Origin of the sequence: Sphaerochaeta sp. UBA5849, assembly GCA_002432715.1 — a bacterium.
In the GTDB taxonomy this organism is placed as follows: Bacteria; Spirochaetota; Spirochaetia; order Sphaerochaetales; family Sphaerochaetaceae; genus Sphaerochaeta.
In genome coordinates, this window is record DJGJ01000021.1 from 59,434 (window position 1) to 78,535 (window position 19,102).

Sequence of the window (19,102 nt, forward strand, 5' to 3'; positions counted from 1 at the left end):
CTCATTCATCATTCAAGACAAGTTCCACACTCACAATCTCATGTCCCTTCAATGCTATCTCCACAGCCTGAGCCGTGACGGGCAGTTGTTCCAATCGCTGTTCGATCAGATTGCAAACCCATGCCTGTTTGACGGCAAGCGGGAAATGAAGCGTGAATCTCCCATCCCTGCCTGCCATGCTGATCAAACGCAGGATGAGCGACGGCCGCTCTTCACACTTCTTTATGGTCTCGATTACCACCCCCGCTGGATCCACCTTGGCCAAGGAGAATTGACCGGCAACCAAGCCGGTTGACTGTTCTGAACGCTCGGCGACCAGGCTTTGGTGAAGGGCATACCCTTCCTCGATTACCTTGCCTTGTTCATAGCCGCCCTCATGGGGCAAAAGAGCATAGCAGAAGTCATGAGTGCCCCTATCGGCTGTTGGGTTGGGATAGGCAGGGGCGCGCAGCAATGAAAGCGTCAGCATATTGCCCTTGGCCGAGTACCCATACGACTGGCGGCTGAGCAGGGCCACCCCATGTGTTTTCTCACTGAGGTCCACCCACTTGTGCGCCGGCACCTCGAACTGCACCTCGTCCCAACTGGTGTTGGCATGAGTGGTCCGTTCACACACCCCGTAGGCAATGTCATATGAGGCCCTGGGTGATCGGACATCGACAGCAAAAGAGGTGCGAAGCATCAGGTGGTCCTCATGCCAATCTACATGGAGATTAAAATCAATACGCTTGCTGTGGGCATGGAAGGTAATCTGTTGGCAATACGTCGACTTGAGCCATTTCCATGTTGCTTCAAGGGTTATACCGAGCTCCGAACAGGAAAGCACGCGGTAGTGTACCTCACTGTCCAAGGCATACTGCATTACAGCACCCTGCTTGCCGATGTTCCACGCATCGTACTCCTTGGGTAAATCGACGGCAAGGCTGAATATATTGCCCCGCCCTCCCTCGGAAAGCACTTCGCGCTGCTGCATCTTGTCATACAGCCTTGCAAGCGAACCATCGGCGGCAAAAACCACCTCATAGCAAGGTGTTTCAAGCTTTGGCTCATCCCACGAAAACAGCAAAGCGGATTGGCTTTGCTGATTTCCCAATCGATACCGCTTCCACCCCTTGGACGGCACGTTGCAGGCAATGAAATGAAGCTTCGAACCTTGCTTATAGGAAGGAAGCCGTCTGCCTGTCTCGTCATGGATGCTGCACAAGGCAGCTGCTTCAACACAACATACATCACTGCGCTCGAAATCCAACGTATTGAAAACAACTACATCCTCGGCTGTCTTGGCTATGTTGGAAGCCAGGAATGAGCGGGCCCGGTCAGCTGCTTCATCGAAGGTGTCTGCGACCTGCTGGAGCTGGGGTATGGCTGTCTCATAAACTTCCTTGATGGAGGAACCGGGAAGAATGTCGTGGAATTGGTTGAGAGCGAGCATCTTCCAAGCCTGTTCGAAGCTCTGGTGAGGATACAGATGTTTCGCATCCAAAGCCCAAGCGAGAGAGCAGAAAAACTCCGAGGCAAAGGCCTTTTGTTCGCACAGGCGGTTGAGCCGCTTGACTTCAGCCATGGTTGTATAGGTGCCCCGGTGGTACTCAAGGTACAGCTCTCCTTCCCAGACGGGAGGAGATTGCACATCATCCTTGGTCTTGTCCAAGAAATCCCGGACTGTACTGCTGTACGTCTTGGGAAGGCCGGGGATGCCCGCCTTCATTCTGTGGTGGTTCTCAAGCATCTGCTTGGTCGGGCCACCTCCACCATCACCGTAGCCGTAGAGATGGAGGTTGGAGAAACAAAGGTTCTTGTCCTGGAACCGCTGACGGGTGCCGAGAATCTGACTAGGCGTAAGCACCCCGTTGTAGGTTGTCTCGTGGCTGGTCTTCTTCGGATAGGAGGCAAGGCTTTCATAGTCGGTTGTGCTGACCAAATAACTGAATATCCGGCTGCCGTCCAAGCCTTGCCAGGCAAAGACGTCATGGGGGAATCGATTGGTCTCATTCCACCCGAGCTTGGTGGTGACAAAGTAGGAGATGCCCGCACCTTTCATGATTTGAGGCAGGGTCGCAGGAAAGCCGAAACAGTCGGGAAGCCAGAGCACGACACTGTCCTTGCCGTACTCATCCTTCATCCATCGCTTGCCCCAGTAGAACTGACGGGCAAGCGACTCCCCGCTGGTGAGTATGGTATCACTTTCGACCCACATCCCCCCTTCTACTTCCCATCTGCCCTCAGCAATCCTGGCCTTGATACGTTCATACAGCGAGGGCATGTCAGCCTTGATGAAGGCAAGCAACTGCATCTGGCTGGAGCTGAATATATAGTCGGGATACTGCTCCATCAGCGAGAGGACGGTGGCATAACTGCGTATCCCCTTCTCCCGGGTTTGGTCGACTGTCCACAGCCATGCCATGTCGATATGGCTGTGTCCTACAACAGCCACCTTGGACACGGAAGGTGATGGGAGAGTAGCAAGAACTTCAGAAAGGACAGCCCTCGCCCGTTTGAGCATCAGAACATTCTGCAACGCTTCGAGACTGGAAAAGTCCACTGCTTTGATAGCCTCGATACAAGCTTTGCAGAGAACAAGATATGCTTCACTCCCCGTTTCAACCGTCATTGCTGTTTCATAGGCTAGATCCAAATCGTAGACAAAGGCCTCAAGCTCCTCGTTTGCCAGGTACATGCTGATGTCCAAGAATACATCCTGTTTCTCGCTGGAAACATAGGAGTAGAGAACCAGTTCCACCTCCTCGGTGGGGGGAAGGTCGACTTCGGTATGACGGACATCCAAGCCACAGGCAAGCTTGTCGTTCAGATAAACCAGAAACTGGGGGTTGTTGAAGTTCCAGATGTCCTTTGCCCCGGTTTCCACCTTCAGCCGAACCTGCCTTCCAACCCAAGGGGAGGGTATCTTCAGCAGGGTCCTGAATAGGGCATGGTACTCATGTCCACCATATCCGCGGCTCTGGTCGAAAGGCAGCCAAGACTCACTTTCGTGGCGCTTGTCCCAATCATGATAGGCACATGTTTTATATTGCAGATCATGCACTTTCATACGCTGTGCATACCGGCTTTGTTTGAGTGCCTGAAGCGGCCCCTGAACAAATAATTGGAGTTGTTGTTTTGTCATACCAGCAGTTTACCCTTTCACCCCTGAAGCCGAAAGTCCTCCAACGATATATCGCTGCAGAATGATGAACAAGACGATGATCGGGATGATGGACATAACCGAGGCTGCAAGGATGCTGCTCCAGTCGACACCGTTGAATCCAATGTAGTTCTTGATGGCTATCTGGATGGTGTACTTCTTCTGGTCGCTGAGAACAAGCAGCGGCAGGATATAATCATTCCAACGCCACATGAAACTGAAGATGGCAAGGGTGACCGTACTGGAAGTACCCAAGGGCAGCATGACGTAGAGGAAGGTCTGAGCCTCATTGCTTCCATCGATGCGGGCCGCTTCTACAAACGAGAGAGGAATCGACAGGTAGTGCTGACGGAACATGAATATTCCGGTTGTCGTGGTCACAACGGGGAGAATCACGCCCCAGATATTGTTGTACAGGCCAAGCTCGCTGATGACTGTCACTTGCGGTACAGTCAACGTCTCGCCGGGAATCAGGGTGCCCAGCAGGAAGATGCCGAACACAAGGTTGGTGTATGAGACTTCATGTCGATAGATGGCAAGTGCGTAGCCGCACATCGCACTGATGACCAAGGTGATGGCAGTTCCCACTACTGCGAGGAAGAGACTGTTGAAGACGTACCCGAAGAATCCTTCTCCGATGACCTTCTGGTAGTGCACGAAGGTGAAGCGTGAAGGCAGCATCGCCAAGGGATAGCTGAAAAGCTCCCCTGTTTCCTTGAATGAGCTGAGGACCAGCCAGACAATGGGGAACAGAATCACCAGGGAAACCAGCAGGGTCACTGTCGAGGGGCCCAGGTTTCTGGAAACACGTAGCAATGGCTTGCTCATCGGTCACCTCCATTGCTGAATTTGAACTGCACATAGGCGATGAATGCAAAAATAACCATGACAACCAAGGAGATGGCGGAAGCATAGCCATACTGCATCTGGTTGAACCCTTTGTCGAAAATGAACTGGATGATGAAGGTTGTATTCAACCCCGGCCCGCCCTGGGTGATACCTTGCACCAAGGCGTACTCTTTGAGGAGGTTCACCGTTGAGAGCAGGGTTGCCAGGAAGGTGGTGGGAGCGAGCATGGGGACTGTGATGCGCAGGAATGTCTGCCTCGTGGTACTTCCATCGATGGATGCCGCCTCGTAGATCTCCTGAGGAATGTTGTTGAGTCCTCCAATGAAGATGACCATATAAAAACCGGTGGAGGCCCAGTTGGAAGCGAAACTGATCACAAACGTTGCAAGCTTGGGATTGAGCGCCCACTGAAGCGGGGTTCCACCTAGTGATTGGATGATGAAATTCACCAAACCATACTCTGCACTGAACATCCAGTTTATGGTAATACCGACCACCAGAGCGCTGAGCAAGGAAGGGATATAGGTCAATGTCCTTGCCAAGCCCTTGATCGCAACACGCTTTGAAGTAACCAGGCTGGCGATGAGCAACGGTATGATAACCTTGAAAGGGAGACTGAACAGGGTATAGGTAAACGTTCTGCCAAGCGATTGATAAAATTTAGTGTCGGCAAACAACTCCTTGTAATTCGCCAATCCGATGAAGTTCATCACTTTCCAGCCATCATAGTTGGTGAACGAAAAACCAACACTCAACCCCAGCGGGATGAGGAAAAAGGTTGAAAAGAGCAGCAGACAGGGGGCAACGAACAACCAGAAGGCTCGTACGTGCCGTTTTACATATCGTGTCTTCATACCATACCTTGTTTCTTGCAACCATGTCCGGGCTGCCAGGCAGGCAACCCGGACAGAGATGTCAATACTTGAGATCCCAGCCTGACTTCTTGGAAAGCAGGGCTGCAAAATCATTGAGAGCCTTCGCGGCGGTGAGATCGCCGTTTACCGCCTGTTTCAGGGCATCACGGTACTCATTGTCGTAGAAGTTTCTCCACATGGAACTCTCATCGACGCTGAATGCGTAGGTGACCTTGCCGACTTCACTCTGCAATACTTTGTAGTCCTCGGCAACCTGTGCATCCGAAGGAGAATACGTCACACCGACCAAGGATGAGAGACCCTTGTCACGATTGAGGTACTGCTGAAAATTCTCCTTGGTGTAGAACCACTTGAGGAAGGAAATCGCCAAATCCTTGTTCTTTGCTTTCGCCGGTACGCCAAGACCGCTGCCACCGAGAATGGCACTTGCACTCTTTCCCACCGGAGAGGGCATGACACCCCACTTGAAGTTCTTGATCTGGTTGTAGAAGGAGTTGTAGTTCCAGCTTCCGCTGAAGTAGATGCCTACGTCGCCGTTCTTGAAGTAGTCGGCCGGGTTGTCTGTCGTACCGCCGGCCCAGATGGCCTTGGGCATGAACTTGTTGTTCCAGTCGATGAACTTTTGCAAGGTTGCGATATTCTGGGGACTGTTGATGGCGACATCGAAGCCGGCCCCGTCTTTTTCAACCATCGATCCGCCGTTGGCATACATCAGGTTGTCATAGCGTGCACGGGAGGCATCCATTGCCATCCCGTATTTGACACCACCCTTCTCCTTGAGCAGGATTGCATTCTTCTCCAGCTCATCAAGGGTCCAAGGCTTCTCAATCGTAGGGGCGGTAATACCTGCACGAGCGAAAGCATCCTTGTTGTAGTACACATTGGTAATCGTGAACTGCTGCGGCAGAATGGACTTCTTGGATGACTTATAGTCCTGAACGATGATCTCAACGGCCATAGGCTCAAAGATGGACATATCGAAATACTCTGCCATATCAAGGAACTCATCCGGATAGAGACGTGAGAGCCGGGTAGTGGTGAGCAGGTCGGGCAGGTCGTTGTTGCGTGCCATCAAGGGGAACTTGGTCAATTGGTCTTCATAGGGAATAACCATGACATCCAAGGTGTTCCCTGTCTCAGCAGCCCACTGCTTCATGGTATTGAGCAGGGCATCCTCACTTGAAGGTTCTTCGCTGAGCATCACCTTCAACACCTGAGGACCGGTACTCGCAGCCTCTTTTGTTCCAGCAGCAAAAACCATGCTGGAAAGCAGAAGAGCCATCAAGAGAATCGTCGATACTTTCTTCATATCATACCTCCTACGTATGAGAAAATAAGCCGGATCGGAGAGCTATGCTCTCATATTCAGTATAAAGAGCATCAGATGATAAACTACAACTTTATTGCCCAATAAATCGTTTTTAGTGTGCATATCTTGCGTTTTATCGCTCACTTTGCCACAGATTCGTTCCAACCGGGTCAAAACCATTGTACTTGACCGGCTGTCCTTGAACCTGCAGGGAAACACCCCATCCTCCCTCCAAGCGTCCCAAGGCCGCATCCTCGAAAACATACGTTTCTGCTGTTGCATCCATGGGGGTGTTTTGCATCGCCTGCATGAAGGATTCAAGGCTGCCATAGCCATGTTTTGAGCCCACCCTGAGCAGATAGACAGCCTTCCTGCCCTGTGCAATGAACTCCCGGTCCTTGTTCGGCCCGTAGAGTACCCGCTTAAGTTTCTCACTGCAGTACAAAGCAACATACCCGCCATTGTGTGCTTCGGCAAAGAGCCAATTGCCTCTCTGCTCAAAAGCTGCGAACTCCATGGTCGGCAGGTAGACATGGGTGAAATCAACCGGATGGTCAGCCTTGGTGTTGAAGACGATAGAGGCGAAGTTCTCATACTGGTTCACCCGAGGCAACGTCCCGTTTCCAGCCCAGTAGGAGGGCCTGGCATGGCCGAAGAGGTTGTGCTCGCCCGGATGGTTGACCCACACCTGCTCGGTGGCGGAGAAAATCAAGTGGATGGGGTTTTCCTGGAAACCCCGTTCTCCAACCCGAAAATTATTGGCACTGCTGAGCAGTGAGCAGGAAGTCTTGCAGGCATAGATATCGGCGTGCCCGTTGTAGCCATGCGTCGATTGGCTGACCAATGCCTTGCCTTGGGGAACCTGGCAGAACTGCCGGTACTTCAGTGGTGCCTGATAGTCGGAGAAGCAGAGAGCGGTTACGCCCTTGCCTGCGTGGCTGGTATTGCCGATGCCGTAGCCGATCCAATTGATGAAGGACGGGCAGTTGGAGTTGTTGCCGAACAGCTCCTTGGGGTAGGTGCGGCCTGCGGTGGTACTGAAGATTCCATCGAGAGAGTAGACGGCAAGAATGTAATAGATGCTGTCCATCGCCTTCTTGGCAAGGGCCTTCATCTCTTGGTTGCTTGTCTGTGCATACAGGCTTGCAAAACCCAGTGCATCGATGGGCAGGTAGGGAGGACTGTTCCATTCAGTAAAGCCGATGGCAAAAAAGGTCTCAAACCAAGGACGCAGTAGGCCGATGGCCTTTTGCTGCATCTGGACTCCTGTCATGCCGCTGTTGGTGAAGATCTCATCCGGGTAGAGTTCGCCTGCAAGCAACTGGCAGACATGAAACATGAGGGCATGGTTCTCACTGTAGAACCACATGGCATCGTCCCCTCTCTCGTCATGCCAGTACCGGAAATTGAGCAAACATTGCTTCATCTCACTCTTTAGATCCACGGTAACATAGGGATGGTCGGCAAAGGTTCTCAGGATATGAGGGAAATACGAGAGATAGAAATCGCTGCAGTCGCTTCGCTTGTTGATGAAGGTGATCTGGCGTCGCAGGATATGTTCAAACTCATCCTGAGGTCCACCTGCATGCAGGATTGCCACCGCCCGGTTTGCATTACGCTCGCCGTATCGTGCGAGCACTTCGAAGGCCTGCTGCTTGCGTTCATCCATGGTTGGTTTGGCTTGGGGAACCAGGGAGAGGGGAAAATTCTCAAAAGCCAGGTGATAAGCCATGCTCATCCCCTGCACCTGGGTAGTGGCCTTGAACTGCAGGTATCCGATGGGAAGCTGCTCGCACGGACCGAGTGAGCAGGTGCTCTTTGAGGGAAGAAAGACAGCCGTAGTCTCGTAGAGATCGCCAACCATGAAGTTTTCCTCGGTGGCCCCTGCAAGGTGGATCTCAAGATTCTGGTTTTCATAGGGATTTGGACAGAACAACTCAACTTCACCTGTGCGCACATGGTTGCTCTTGCAACTAAGGTTTCCCAAAGCTTCCTCGACCGCCAGCACCAGGGCGGCATCGCGCTCACCGATGGGAAGCTTCTGTACAAGGCCTTCTACCTTCGAATCGAGGGTGAGAGAGAAGTTACAGTCGCTGTCACGCTCAGCAAACTCATCCCAAAACACCACCACCTCGTTTTCTCCCTGGCTAAGCGGGAGGGTGATATGCTTTTGCTGCATCTGATTCCTGACATGCGGGGTAAACGTGGCTATCAGCTGTTGGTTCACCCATATCCTCGCCCCTCCACACACGGAGAGTTCACACCCAAGATCCATAGGCTTCATTGCATCGAGAAAAGTAATTGCTGTTGCACTGATCCAAGTGGGATTTGGATAGAAGCCGGAGAGTGAGAGTACCGGGTCATTGAAGGGGAAGCGTGCAGAAAGCTCCAGCTCTTTGCCTCCATAGAGAACCGAGCCTCCAACCACCTTCTCGGTGAACGTTGGATAGGGCTCAATTGCCTCCCTGCGCTGCTTTACGAAGGTCTCCCGAACGGGATTGACATGGGATGCCGCTCCCACCGATCCCTCCCAGACATTGGCTTCCTTCTGAATGATTACAGCTTCACCTTTCACAGGTTGTACATGAGTTTCACTGACGAGAAACCGGTTGATGATGTGCTCTTGTTGTAATGCATAGCTAAGGTATTGCATGGATGACTCCTCCCACATACGCAAGTATATGCTTGGATTATTGCAAGAACCACGTATTTTTTGCTGTAATACATATTCAAGCTTGCATTTCATGCGTTCTGAGCTAGGATGGTGGTATGAAGTACGAAAAACTGGACCTGCTTTTCAATGAGACCTTGGTAATTAAGGTCAACCATGCTGACGATCCTGTCTTCTATGTCTTCGATTACCAGAAGCGCCATTTGAATATGGAATTCCAACACTTTCACACCTACTATGAGGTGTATGTCCTGATCGACGATGCGGCGACACACATCATTGAAGGCGAATATTTTTCGTTGCAGCGTGGCGACATTGTCCTGCTCAAGCCGATGTGCCTGCATAAAAGCCTCTATCCTGAGCATGAGAATCCTAAATCCCGATTGATCATCGCTTTTCAGTTTCCCCTGCCTTCAGGCTTTGAACGGCAGACAGAGCGCCTCCTTTCCCTCTTCGACGAGAAGGTCCCCATTTATCGTTTCGAGCCTGCGATACTGCAAAGCATCATCAAGCTGTTCAATGAGATTTATCTGATGGGAACCAGCAGTATTCCAGGGTCGGATTTGATGATCCACCATACATTCCAGAAAATACTCTGGATCATTGCAACCAACCGGAAGGCCAATCGCTATGCAAAGCAGGAGATTGTCGATTCGATCACCCAGAAAATCTACGAGATCACCAGCTACATGCACTCCCATTTCGAGGAGGACCTTCCGCTTGCTGAGATCGCCCTCAAGTTCTCCATCAGCCCCTTCTACCTCTCCCGGCAATTCAAGGAAGTGACGGGAACCACCTACATCACCTACCTGCAACTGGTACGGGTGCGCAATGCACAAAACCTGCTGCTGTACAGCAATACCTCGATCAGGGATATCTGCTCGCGATGCGGGTTCTCCTCATTCAGTCAGTTCAACCGTGTCTTCCACAAGTACTGCAATATGAATCCAACCGAATTCAGAAAGGATGTGAATCATCAATCACAGCTGCTGTTACGCCAATCAGATCCCGAACGCAATGCCCATGCCTCGCTGCCCAGGATATTGCAGTCTCCCGAGGAACAGGAAGGCAAGCGGTCAGAGATGCATCGACAGGGTGCCAAAGTCATAGAGAGGCAGTGAAACCGAAGCTTTGTCCACATGGCTCTTGTAGGCTGCCAGCACCAATTCCAAGGCATCACGTCCGCATCGACCATCCACCGTCGGTTGGACGCCCGTCAGCAAAGCACGTTTGAAATCGGCATACACCCTGCTGTGGCTCGAGCCATACACCGAACTCTGGACCGAATGATCGATCTCATTACGAAGAGCTTGGATTGCCGGATCGCTGAACTCCCACACTTCGATTTCCTGAGCGCATTCACCGCCTAGTACGACGGTGCCCTTCTCCCCAATGAGGGTGATCCGCTCTTCCAGATTCTTCTTATAGAGGTTCGTAGTACCTTCAAAGCTCCCGATTGCCCCATTGGTGAACTGAACAAACCCAATGCCGACGTCCTCCACCTCGAGATACGGGTGACAACGATTGGCAAGCGTTGCACTGACGGTGGAGATTTCCGATCCTCCAAACCAACGCATCAAGTCAAGACCATGGATGCACTGATTCATCAATGCACCGCCATCCTTCTCCCAGGTGCCCCTCCAGCTGTCCTGTGCGTAATAGGCTGCATCACGCCACCATCGCACCTGCACGGAAACATGGCTGAGCTTGCCGAATCCCCCGCTGTCCAAGGCCTTTTTGACCAACAAGCTTGCATCATTGAACCGGTTCTGCTGGCAAACGCCGAGCGGCACGCCATGTTCTTGGGAGAGTGCAAGCATCTCATCGGCATCCGAAAGGCTGAGCGCCATGGGTTTCTCAACCAGCACCGCCACTCCTTGAGCGAGGCAGTATTTGGCTATTTCTGCATGACTGGCACTGTCGGTGGCAATGGCAACCATGTCCAAAGATTCACTATCGAGCATCGTTCGATAGTCTGAATACCTGTTCACATGCAAACAAGGAAGGTTCAAGCCTTCCAAGAGAACATCAATCGCTGCAGGATTGGTATCACACAATGCCACAACATCCATACCGCAAGCCAGGGCTGAAGGAAGGTGGTTGGGCGCAATACGCCCACAGCCTATCAATGCATAGCGTATACTCATCTGATGCGTACTGCCTTTGTCTGTGCTTCAATGGCAAGCTCGATGGCCCGGAACGTGTGCTCTTGCTTCATCGCCGTCTCGGTACGATCGAGCACATCCCGGATCAAGCGGCCGAAATAAGGAAATCCCACCTTACCTCCGACACGGAAATGCTGCTCCCCCTTCTCATTGACGAGAATCACATGATCACCCTCTTTGGAGGCTGCAACATCGATATATTTGCGCAGTTCGATATACCCCTTCGTCCCGACGATGAAGATGCGTCCATCCCCCCAGGTACCCAGACCATCGGGGGTAAACCAGTCAAGACAGAAGTAGCAGGGGATTCCGTTGCTTGCGGTAAAGCAGGCATCCCCGAAATCCTCAAGACCGGGATACTCTGGATGGTAGAGATTCCCCACCCTGCTTGAAACCAGTTCCGCATCCTCAGAGCCGCTGAACTGCAGGATTTGCTCCAGCTGATGACTCCCTATATCCACGAGGATGCCACCGTATTTCTCTTTCTCAAAAAACCAAGCCGGTCGAGTGGGGGCGGCAAGCCGGTGAGGGCCCCATCCGCGGATGGAGACGATGTTGCCGATTGCTCCCTCGTTGAGCAACCTTTCGGCGTAGACGGCAGATTCTACATGCAAGCGCTCGCTGTAGTAGACAAACCACTTGCGACCGGTCTGGGCAACTTTCTTCCGGGCCTGATCAACCTGTGCCTGGGTGGTGAACGGCGGCTTGTCGGCAAAGAAATCCTTACCGTGGTCGAGGGCCTCAAGGCCGAGGGGTCCGCGATCGCACGGAATGCCGGCGGTCGCCACCAACTGAATGGAAGGATTCTCCAGCAACTCCTGCTTGCTTAAGCCAACCTTTGCCGTAGGAAACTTTGCTACAAAAGCTTCCATTTTCTTCGGATCGGGATCGTACACATACGCGATATCAGCGCCTGCTTCAGACAGCCCGTTGCACATCCCATAGATATGGCCATGATCGAGGCCGATGACACCGACAATGCACTCACCTTGCTTGCAAACCGGTTGGGGCTTACCCTCGGGTGCGTAATTCTGTCCATCCATTTTTTGCATTTCCAACCTCCTTATTTTCCCATCGTCCCGAGGCTTATCTCGGTGTCTTCCAAATTCTCCACTGATTTTCCTTTCTTGTGGTATCGCACCATTCGCGCCAACATCCCTTCGGTCGTATAGAACGGGTCGTCCTTTGCCAGGGGCAACGCCACCCTCACTCCCTCGGTGGAGGATTTATACATGGCACAAATCAACTCAACGGCCTTCCTTCCTTCAGAGCCGGTAACCAGCGGCTGTGACCCATCGAGAACTGCTTTGAGGACATTCTCCAGCTGGGCTTCATGGCCTTCCACCGGGAGGGAAGGAAGTGACTGATAAAGCTTCTCCAATTCACTCTCCATCGCTGGATTTGGTTCATAGAATCCATTGGGCAGCTGCTTGACCGACTTGCAATACCAAGGGATTCCAATGGAAGCCTTCTCTGCTGCAAAGAAAAATTCCTGCTTCTCATCATGATCGACCAAGCTGGCATTGACCTCAGCAACCGAATCGGAGTAGGAAAGAATCGATAACGATACATCCTCAACCTCACTGTTGGTGTGGTTGACATTGCTCATTACCGACACAACGGAATCGGGCACTCCAATGAGCCATTGAAGGATGTCGATCTGATGCACTGCATGGTTGAGGGTGCAGCCACCACCCTCTTTCTCATACGTCCCCCGCCACCAGAGATCGTAGTAGTTTGACCCTCTCCACCACATCGAGTTCACCCGTGCAAAGAGAACCCGACCCATCACTCCATCTTCCAAGAGCTGTTTGACCCGCATGGGAGCGGTACGGAATCGATTCTGGGATATCACAGAAAGGACCTTGCCGCTTGCTTGTTGGGCTGCAATCATCCGGTCACACTCAGCAAGTGAGGGAGCCATAGGTTTCTCGACAATAACGTGCTTGCCTGCAGAAAGAAAATCAACAGCCGCTTGGCAATGCTGCGACGGCGGCAGGCACAAGGAGACCAGATCAATGTCGTCCCTGCCGAGCAGGTTTTGGTAGTCTTCAACAATCGAAGCTTGTGACAGTCCAAACCGATCGGAGAGCTTTCTCGCTTTCTCAGGGTAGATATCACAAAGCGCCTTGATCTCGCAGAGCTCGTGAGAATATTGATACCCTCTGATATGAGCCGGTGCGATATTGCCCGCTCCAATAATTGCAACGCCAAGTTTCTTCATAGCATTCCCCTTTTCCAGTATTCAGCATACCCGTCTGTACGTATATCACAATGTGAGTTCTTTCACAGAACTTGGACATCTTTTTGATTCATCTCCTCTTCCTCGCTCCGGTAGACGAACGGCAACCGGACTTCCACAGAAAAGCCCTGTTCAGAAGGAATCAAATACAACCCGTATCCCTGCCCATAGGCATAGAGAATACGTTGGTGGATATTCAAAAGGCCTATATGCTTGCCTCGCACATGCAATGCTTCCTGGGAAAACGAGGACGCGGTTTTGCTGAGTTTATCCTGCAAGTCAGCAAAAACATCGGCGCTACAGCCAGGTCCGTCATCGACAACCCTGATGCAGAGTCCTTGTTCATTACAGAACATAACCACCTTGATGGCAATAGGTTTTTGGCGCAGATACACCCCATGCACGAAGCAGTTTTCCACCAAAGGCTGCACGCAATACTTCAAAATTCTTATATCATCGGGAACGGTCTCCTGAATATCCAGGTCGAAGCTCACCAAATCCCGATACCGGATCTCTTGCAGGTGCACATAGTTGCGGATATAACGAATCTCTGATAGAAGGGGTATTTCATTGCGCCTCTCCCTCAAATCGAAATGCAGGATATAGGAAAGCGCCCGAAGCGCTTCAAGGCTCTGCTTCTTGTTTCCAAGCTCGACGATACTGACCAGGCTGTCGAGTGTATTGAAGAGGAAGTGAGGGTTCATACGTGCCTGCAACACCTCGAACCGTGATTGCGCCTGCATTGCTTCATACCGACGCAGGTTTACATACATCTTGTTGAATGCAATCATGAGCACAATGAAAACCAGGGAGAAAAGTCCTGTCAGAATCAGGATGAAAAGGTAGTTTTTCCTTGATTGATTGATGATCTTCGTCCAGGGGATTCTCGTCGAGAAGGTCAATCCCAATTGCGTATTCCTGGAGAACATAGAGATATATGCGTCTTCCTTGGCAAAGACCATACCGTTGCTCAAATCGATTGAATCGAGCACTTGCAAATCTGTATCATATTGAAGCATGGGCTTTACTTGCAACGGGATATTCCTGCTCGATTCCAATGCCATGCCTTCGCGGTCATACACAATGACTTCAAGGGGGGTGAAATCATCTCCAAAACCAACCTGATAGGAGTTCATGTGTTGAATCAAAAGAGATGTAAGGTTGAATTCAAGAAACGCAAAGGCAATCCCGCCTTCTTCTGTCCGATACCAAAAAGCTACAGGAAGAAGCGTCGACAAATCCAGATCATCGCGAAAAGCTCCAGCCACCTCAAACCCAAAGTCATTGAAGCCTCTGGATCCCAACAGCTTCAACATGGACTGCTTCTCTTCGGTCATATAGGCTTTCCACCAAGGATTTCGTTCAGTAACCGGCTTATTGACATTCGGTGCATAAAACACAGTCCCATCACTACTGACAATCCACGAACGGTCGAGGCTTGAGGAGGTCAGACGCAGGTCGAACAACTCCTGAACCAAGTCAAGGTTACGCTCTCCTTGCTCGTGGAACCGAAGCAGCATCTGTACCCGTAACGCCGCTTTTTCAATGGGAGTGAAAATTGTTGTCTGTAAATTTTCCGTATAGACCTGCAGGAATTGTTTTTTGTTGTCAAGCAGGAACAGCGTACTGCGCTGAACCCATAGCCAACTGAGCATCAAGATTACTGAGATGAGTATCGAAAGGGAAACAGCCAGAATCCTGTTCCATGACCGCTTTACCTGTCCTTTGAGAAGTCCGTCATTGGACATAGTCAATCCCTTGCTTGGACAGGGTACTCTTCCGATATTGGCCGGGAGATACGGCATACCGTTTCTTAAAGCACCGGTTGAGATAGGAACTATCACCAAACCCAACCCGGTCGGCAATTTCTTCCAGCGTCAAATCGGTATCCAGCAGATACTTTGCAGCCATATCACTTCGATAGGCATGCAGGTATTCTACAAACGTCATTCCGCACTTCTTGCTGAATGAAGCACTCAAATAGCTTGGAGAAACGTTGGCAAACTCGGCGACAGCGCACAACGAGATTTCTTGATTATAGTAGTGCTCAACATATTGGACTGCTTTTTTCACATAGACAGGCAAATTTCGATCAGTAAAATAATGAATCTGCGGATCTTTGGCATTCATCAGGCGAAGAATCTTATCCAACACCTGTTCCAAGTCCTTCTGAAAGACCGGCTTCAGCAGGTAGTCGAATACTGAAAGTTTGATGGCCTTCTGTGCATAGGAGAAATCCCCGTATCCGCTGATGATGACTGCCAGTCCATCCCAATTGGATGCACGTACTTCCTCCAAGAACCGAAGGCCGGTGTTCCCTGGAATTACGATATCACTAAATATGATTTCTGGTTTGTTTTGTGCAAAGAGAGTACGGGCCTGTTCATAGGTGGAAGCCTTGGCTACAATCTCAAAAGCCGCATTATATGAGGAGATATAGGAACTGTACCGTTCCATGGCATTGGGTTCATCCTCGATCAGCATTACCCGCACACATCCCCCCCTCGGTATCAACCCTTTACGCCGGTCAAGGCGATTCCTTCAACGAAATACCTTTGGGCACTCAAGTATACCAGAACTATGGGCGCAATACTTATTAATGTTGCTGCCATGACCTGATTCCACTTCACATCGAAATCCCCCCTCAGCAAGGCAATACCCAACGTCAAGGTACGGTTGACATCACTTTGCAAAAATACCAAGGCGTAAAGATACTCATTCCATATCGCCAGCAGGGTGATGATCAACAATGTAGTCAGTGCCGCCTTGGAAAGCGGGAGAATGATGTGCACAAAACGTGCCCAGTACCCATAGCCGTCGATTACGGCAGCTTCTTCCAATTCCTTGGGTATGCTAAGGAAAAATTGACGAAGTAAAAAGGTCCCGTAGGCAGTAAAAATGCCGCTGAGTATCAACGACCAGTGGGTATCCAGCAATCCCATTTCACGAAATATGATGAAATTCGGGATGAGAACTACTTGGCGGGGAATCATAAGCGTTGCCAAGTAGAGAAAAAAGAGCATATCCCTTCCCTTGAAGCGGAGCCGCGCAAATGCATAGGCGGCCATGCTGCTGGTGGTGAGTGTCCCGATGATTACCAAGCTCGAGACCTTGATGGTGTTCCACAGGTACATTCCAAACGGGAGCGCCTTGAACACCTGTCGATAATTGTCAAAATTGAATGATGTGGGAATCAGAGAATATTGTTTGGTATAGACTTCTGAATAGGTTTTGAAGGAGGTTGCTATCATCCACCAGAAGGGGATGAAAAAAAATGCCGCCAGAATAACCAACAAGAGGTACCAAACCCAATTCTTGGTGACTTTTCTCCATTGAATCGTTGCTACTTGTGTTTTCATCAGTTGAACACCCACTTATCGGAATAATGGTTTTGCACCAGTGTGATGATAAAAATGGTTATGAAGAGAATCAGGCTGAGTGCAGAGGCATACCCCATCCTGAAGAACTGAAAACCATTTTGATAGATATACATAACAAGCGTATTGGTAGCATTGGCAGGCCCTCCTTTCGTCAACACCGAGGTCAAGTCAAAAATTTGGAATGAACCAATCAGACTCGTGGTCAGGGCAAAGAACGTGGTCGGGCTGATCAGGGGAATCGTGATATGCAAGAATACATCCATACTGTGCGCGCCATCGATGGATGCCGCTTCATAGTAGGAACGGGGGATTCCTTGCAAGCCGGCAAGGAAAATGACCATGAAATACCCGAGTTCCTTCCACAGCCCGACGAGAATGACTGAAGGCATGGCCCAGACAGGAGAAACAAGAAAAGGAATGATGTTGATTCCCAGCAGGGAAAGCACATGATTGATCAAGCCATTTTCCGAGCTCTCCAGAAGAGGCGTCCAAATAAGCGCGACTGCCACACTTGAACAAACCGAGGGGAGAAATGCGACGGAACGAAAGAAATTGCGGCCGTGCAACTGCTTGTTCAGAAGGATGGCCAAGAGAAGGGAGAGCAGCAGGTTCAGGGGGACCTTGATGAATGAGTAATAAGCAGTATTTTTCAATGCCATCCAAAACACATCGTCTGTAAGCAGCTCCCAGTAATTGGCAAAACCGATAAAGGATGGGCTGTTTAGTAATCCCCAATCCAAAAAACTTATACCAAACGATGCGAGCGTTGGAATCATTGAGAATAGTAGAAAGCCAAGTATGTTCGGCAACAAGAACAGGAATGCCGCCAAGCCCTCGCCATGCTTCATTGTTAGTTTCATACTACGTAACCTTTGGTGGATGAACGCGGATTATGTCGTCGGACAGCAACCCGTCCGACGACATACCACAATTTATTTTGAATTTGTTTCAATGATTTTGGTGATATCGCCACGGATATCGGCCATGGCTTGTGCAGCGGTCTTGGTTCCCAGCATTGCACTTTGAACAGCCGGTATTACCTTCGATTCAATGGCTGCGTATCCTGTACGAAGCGGCAATGTGTGCCCGTACTCCTTGGCGATCAACTCACTGTTCTGCTTGATCTGTTTCGGATAGAGATTGGGATCAAGATACAGAGCCCAGTTCTCGGCGATGTTGAGCGTCGGTGGGAATCTCTTTGCACGTACATAGAGGTCTTCACCTTCCACACCACGGAGGAACTTGGTAAAAATCCAGGCAGCTTCTTTCTGCTTGGAGGACTTGCTTATGCTGATGGTATTGCTCTTGAATACAGTGGTATTCTTGCTGTTCATTGCTTGCGGCATGGTCCATGCTTCAAAGCGAATTCCCTCGATCTTCTGGATTGCGAGAATTTCTTGTGCGGATCCGCTCATCATGGCAATGGTACCATTGCTGAACCAACGGCGCAAAGCTTCGGTGTTCCCGCTGTTGATGGTATCCTTGGGCATGTAGCCTTCCTTGTACAGGTCTGCAAGCATCTGAATTGCACTTGAGGCTTCAGGACTGTCACCGGTATAGCGACTCTTGTCCTCGCTGAGCAGGGTACCGCCCTTCGACCAGATATGTGGCAGGACACTGGAGAGATAATTGGTATCGATTGCAAAACCATACACCTTGTCTTTCTGGGGGTTGAAGGAGCGAACGATGCGTTCAAAATCCTTGGTGGTCCAATCCAAGGAAGGAAGTGCAACACCGGCTTTCTCAAAGACATCAAGATTCAACAGCATGTACAGTGGAGCGGTTCCCCAAGGAAGGCCGTAAATCTGTCCGTCGACTGTTGCTTCCTCGATACCCATCTTCGGATAGAGGTTCAAATCAATCTTGTCCCTTTGGATATAGGGGCTGAGGCTCTCGACCGCACCAAGCTTGATGAAGTCATAGAAATAGTAATCGTCGATACGCATCACATCGGGAGCCATGTTGCCTGCGATCATGGTCATGAGCTTGGTATGGTAGTCGGCATACCCGCTGACAATCGGCTCAATCTTGATATCGGGATGTTTCTCCTCGAATGCCTTGATGATGTCCTGTTCAACTCCGATGGCATCAGGATTACCCCAGAATGCATACTTGAGTGTCACAGGTCCGCTTTTCTGTGGTTCCTGGGAGCCTTGCGCTCCCACAGTGGCAAGAATCATTACCAAACCCAACAATACCAGTAGTGTTCGTTTCATCGTGCTAACCTCCTTTTGGTTTTCTTCGATGTTCCTACATCCTCATGGTCCGAGGGCCAAAACACCATGGTTGATTTTTCTCTATACTTGGATATTCTTTTGATATTTTGCAAACAATTATCCTATAAACAGACAGAAAATCCATACATACTAAATGAAACGAGTCCTTTTTTCGCAAAAAAGGGGTCAATCACTTTTCCTGTGGGATTGGCCAAAGCTGTCAAAGTATAGAGAATCGAGAACTTCAGAGGAT

At 50.5% G+C, this 19,102-nt stretch carries 14 protein-coding genes; 1 reads left to right on the forward strand and 13 read right to left on the reverse strand.

What is annotated here, in order from left to right:
• Position 1: 1 nt before the first annotated feature.
• The 5 genes from B3K89_RS03355 to B3K89_RS03375 form a co-directional block, all read right to left on the reverse strand.
• Positions 2–3,124 carry an alpha-mannosidase gene (locus tag B3K89_RS03355; RefSeq protein ID WP_345907064.1) on the reverse strand — a complete coding sequence of 1,041 codons (3,123 nt, stop codon included), beginning with the start codon at positions 3,122–3,124 and terminating at the stop codon, positions 2–4.
• Positions 3,125–3,133: 9 nt separating this feature from the next.
• Positions 3,134–3,970: a carbohydrate ABC transporter permease gene (locus tag B3K89_RS03360; protein WP_293893089.1), complete on the reverse strand. Its 837-nt coding sequence runs from the start codon at positions 3,968–3,970 to the stop codon at positions 3,134–3,136.
• Positions 3,967–4,845 (reverse strand): carbohydrate ABC transporter permease, encoded by an 879-nt coding sequence (locus tag B3K89_RS03365; protein ID WP_293893092.1) that lies wholly within the window; start codon positions 4,843–4,845, stop codon positions 3,967–3,969. Before B3K89_RS03365 ends, B3K89_RS03360 begins: the two co-directional genes overlap by 4 nt.
• A 61-nt stretch (positions 4,846–4,906) precedes the next feature.
• Complete coding sequence (locus tag B3K89_RS03370; protein WP_293893095.1) at positions 4,907–6,175, reverse strand: extracellular solute-binding protein; 1,269 nt, start codon at positions 6,173–6,175, stop codon at positions 4,907–4,909.
• Positions 6,176–6,308: 133 nt separating this feature from the next.
• Positions 6,309–8,828, reverse strand: a complete 2,520-nt coding sequence (locus B3K89_RS03375; protein ID WP_345907065.1) for a hypothetical protein — start codon at positions 8,826–8,828, stop codon at positions 6,309–6,311.
• Positions 8,829–8,944: 116 nt separating this feature from the next.
• Here B3K89_RS03375 and B3K89_RS03380 point away from each other — a divergent pair, with 116 nt between their 5' ends.
• Positions 8,945–9,967: a helix-turn-helix domain-containing protein gene (locus B3K89_RS03380; RefSeq protein WP_293893101.1), complete on the forward strand. Its 1,023-nt coding sequence runs from the start codon at positions 8,945–8,947 to the stop codon at positions 9,965–9,967.
• Here B3K89_RS03380 and B3K89_RS03385 read toward each other — a convergent pair.
• The 8 genes from B3K89_RS03385 to B3K89_RS03420 all read right to left on the reverse strand — a co-directional run bounded on the left by B3K89_RS03385 (position 9,923) and on the right by B3K89_RS03420 (position 18,849).
• Positions 9,923–10,993, reverse strand: a complete 1,071-nt coding sequence (locus tag B3K89_RS03385) for a Gfo/Idh/MocA family protein (RefSeq protein ID WP_293893104.1) — start codon at positions 10,991–10,993, stop codon at positions 9,923–9,925. The genes B3K89_RS03380 and B3K89_RS03385 overlap by 45 nt on opposite strands.
• Entirely contained in the window at positions 10,990–12,063 is a 1,074-nt protein-coding gene (locus B3K89_RS03390) for a Gfo/Idh/MocA family protein (RefSeq protein ID WP_293893107.1), read from the reverse strand. Before B3K89_RS03390 ends, B3K89_RS03385 begins: the two co-directional genes overlap by 4 nt.
• A gap of 11 nt (positions 12,064–12,074) precedes the next feature.
• A complete protein-coding gene (locus B3K89_RS03395) occupies positions 12,075–13,235 on the reverse strand; it encodes a Gfo/Idh/MocA family protein (RefSeq protein WP_293893110.1) in 1,161 nt (386 codons plus the stop codon).
• Positions 13,236–13,297: 62 nt separating this feature from the next.
• Positions 13,298–15,001: a sensor histidine kinase gene (locus B3K89_RS03400; protein WP_293893113.1), complete on the reverse strand. Its 1,704-nt coding sequence runs from the start codon at positions 14,999–15,001 to the stop codon at positions 13,298–13,300.
• Positions 14,991–15,737 (reverse strand): response regulator transcription factor, encoded by a 747-nt coding sequence (locus B3K89_RS03405; RefSeq protein WP_293893124.1) that lies wholly within the window; start codon positions 15,735–15,737, stop codon positions 14,991–14,993. The genes B3K89_RS03400 and B3K89_RS03405 overlap by 11 nt, the downstream gene beginning before the upstream one ends.
• 26 nt (positions 15,738–15,763) lie before the next feature.
• On the reverse strand, positions 15,764–16,612 hold the full coding sequence (locus B3K89_RS03410; protein ID WP_293893115.1) for a carbohydrate ABC transporter permease: 849 nt from the start codon (positions 16,610–16,612) through the stop codon (positions 15,764–15,766).
• Entirely contained in the window at positions 16,612–17,493 is an 882-nt protein-coding gene (locus B3K89_RS03415; protein WP_293893118.1) for a carbohydrate ABC transporter permease, read from the reverse strand. Before B3K89_RS03415 ends, B3K89_RS03410 begins: the two co-directional genes overlap by 1 nt.
• A gap of 72 nt (positions 17,494–17,565) precedes the next feature.
• Complete coding sequence (locus B3K89_RS03420; protein WP_293893121.1) at positions 17,566–18,849, reverse strand: ABC transporter substrate-binding protein; 1,284 nt, start codon at positions 18,847–18,849, stop codon at positions 17,566–17,568.
• Positions 18,850–19,102 lie beyond the last annotated feature (253 nt).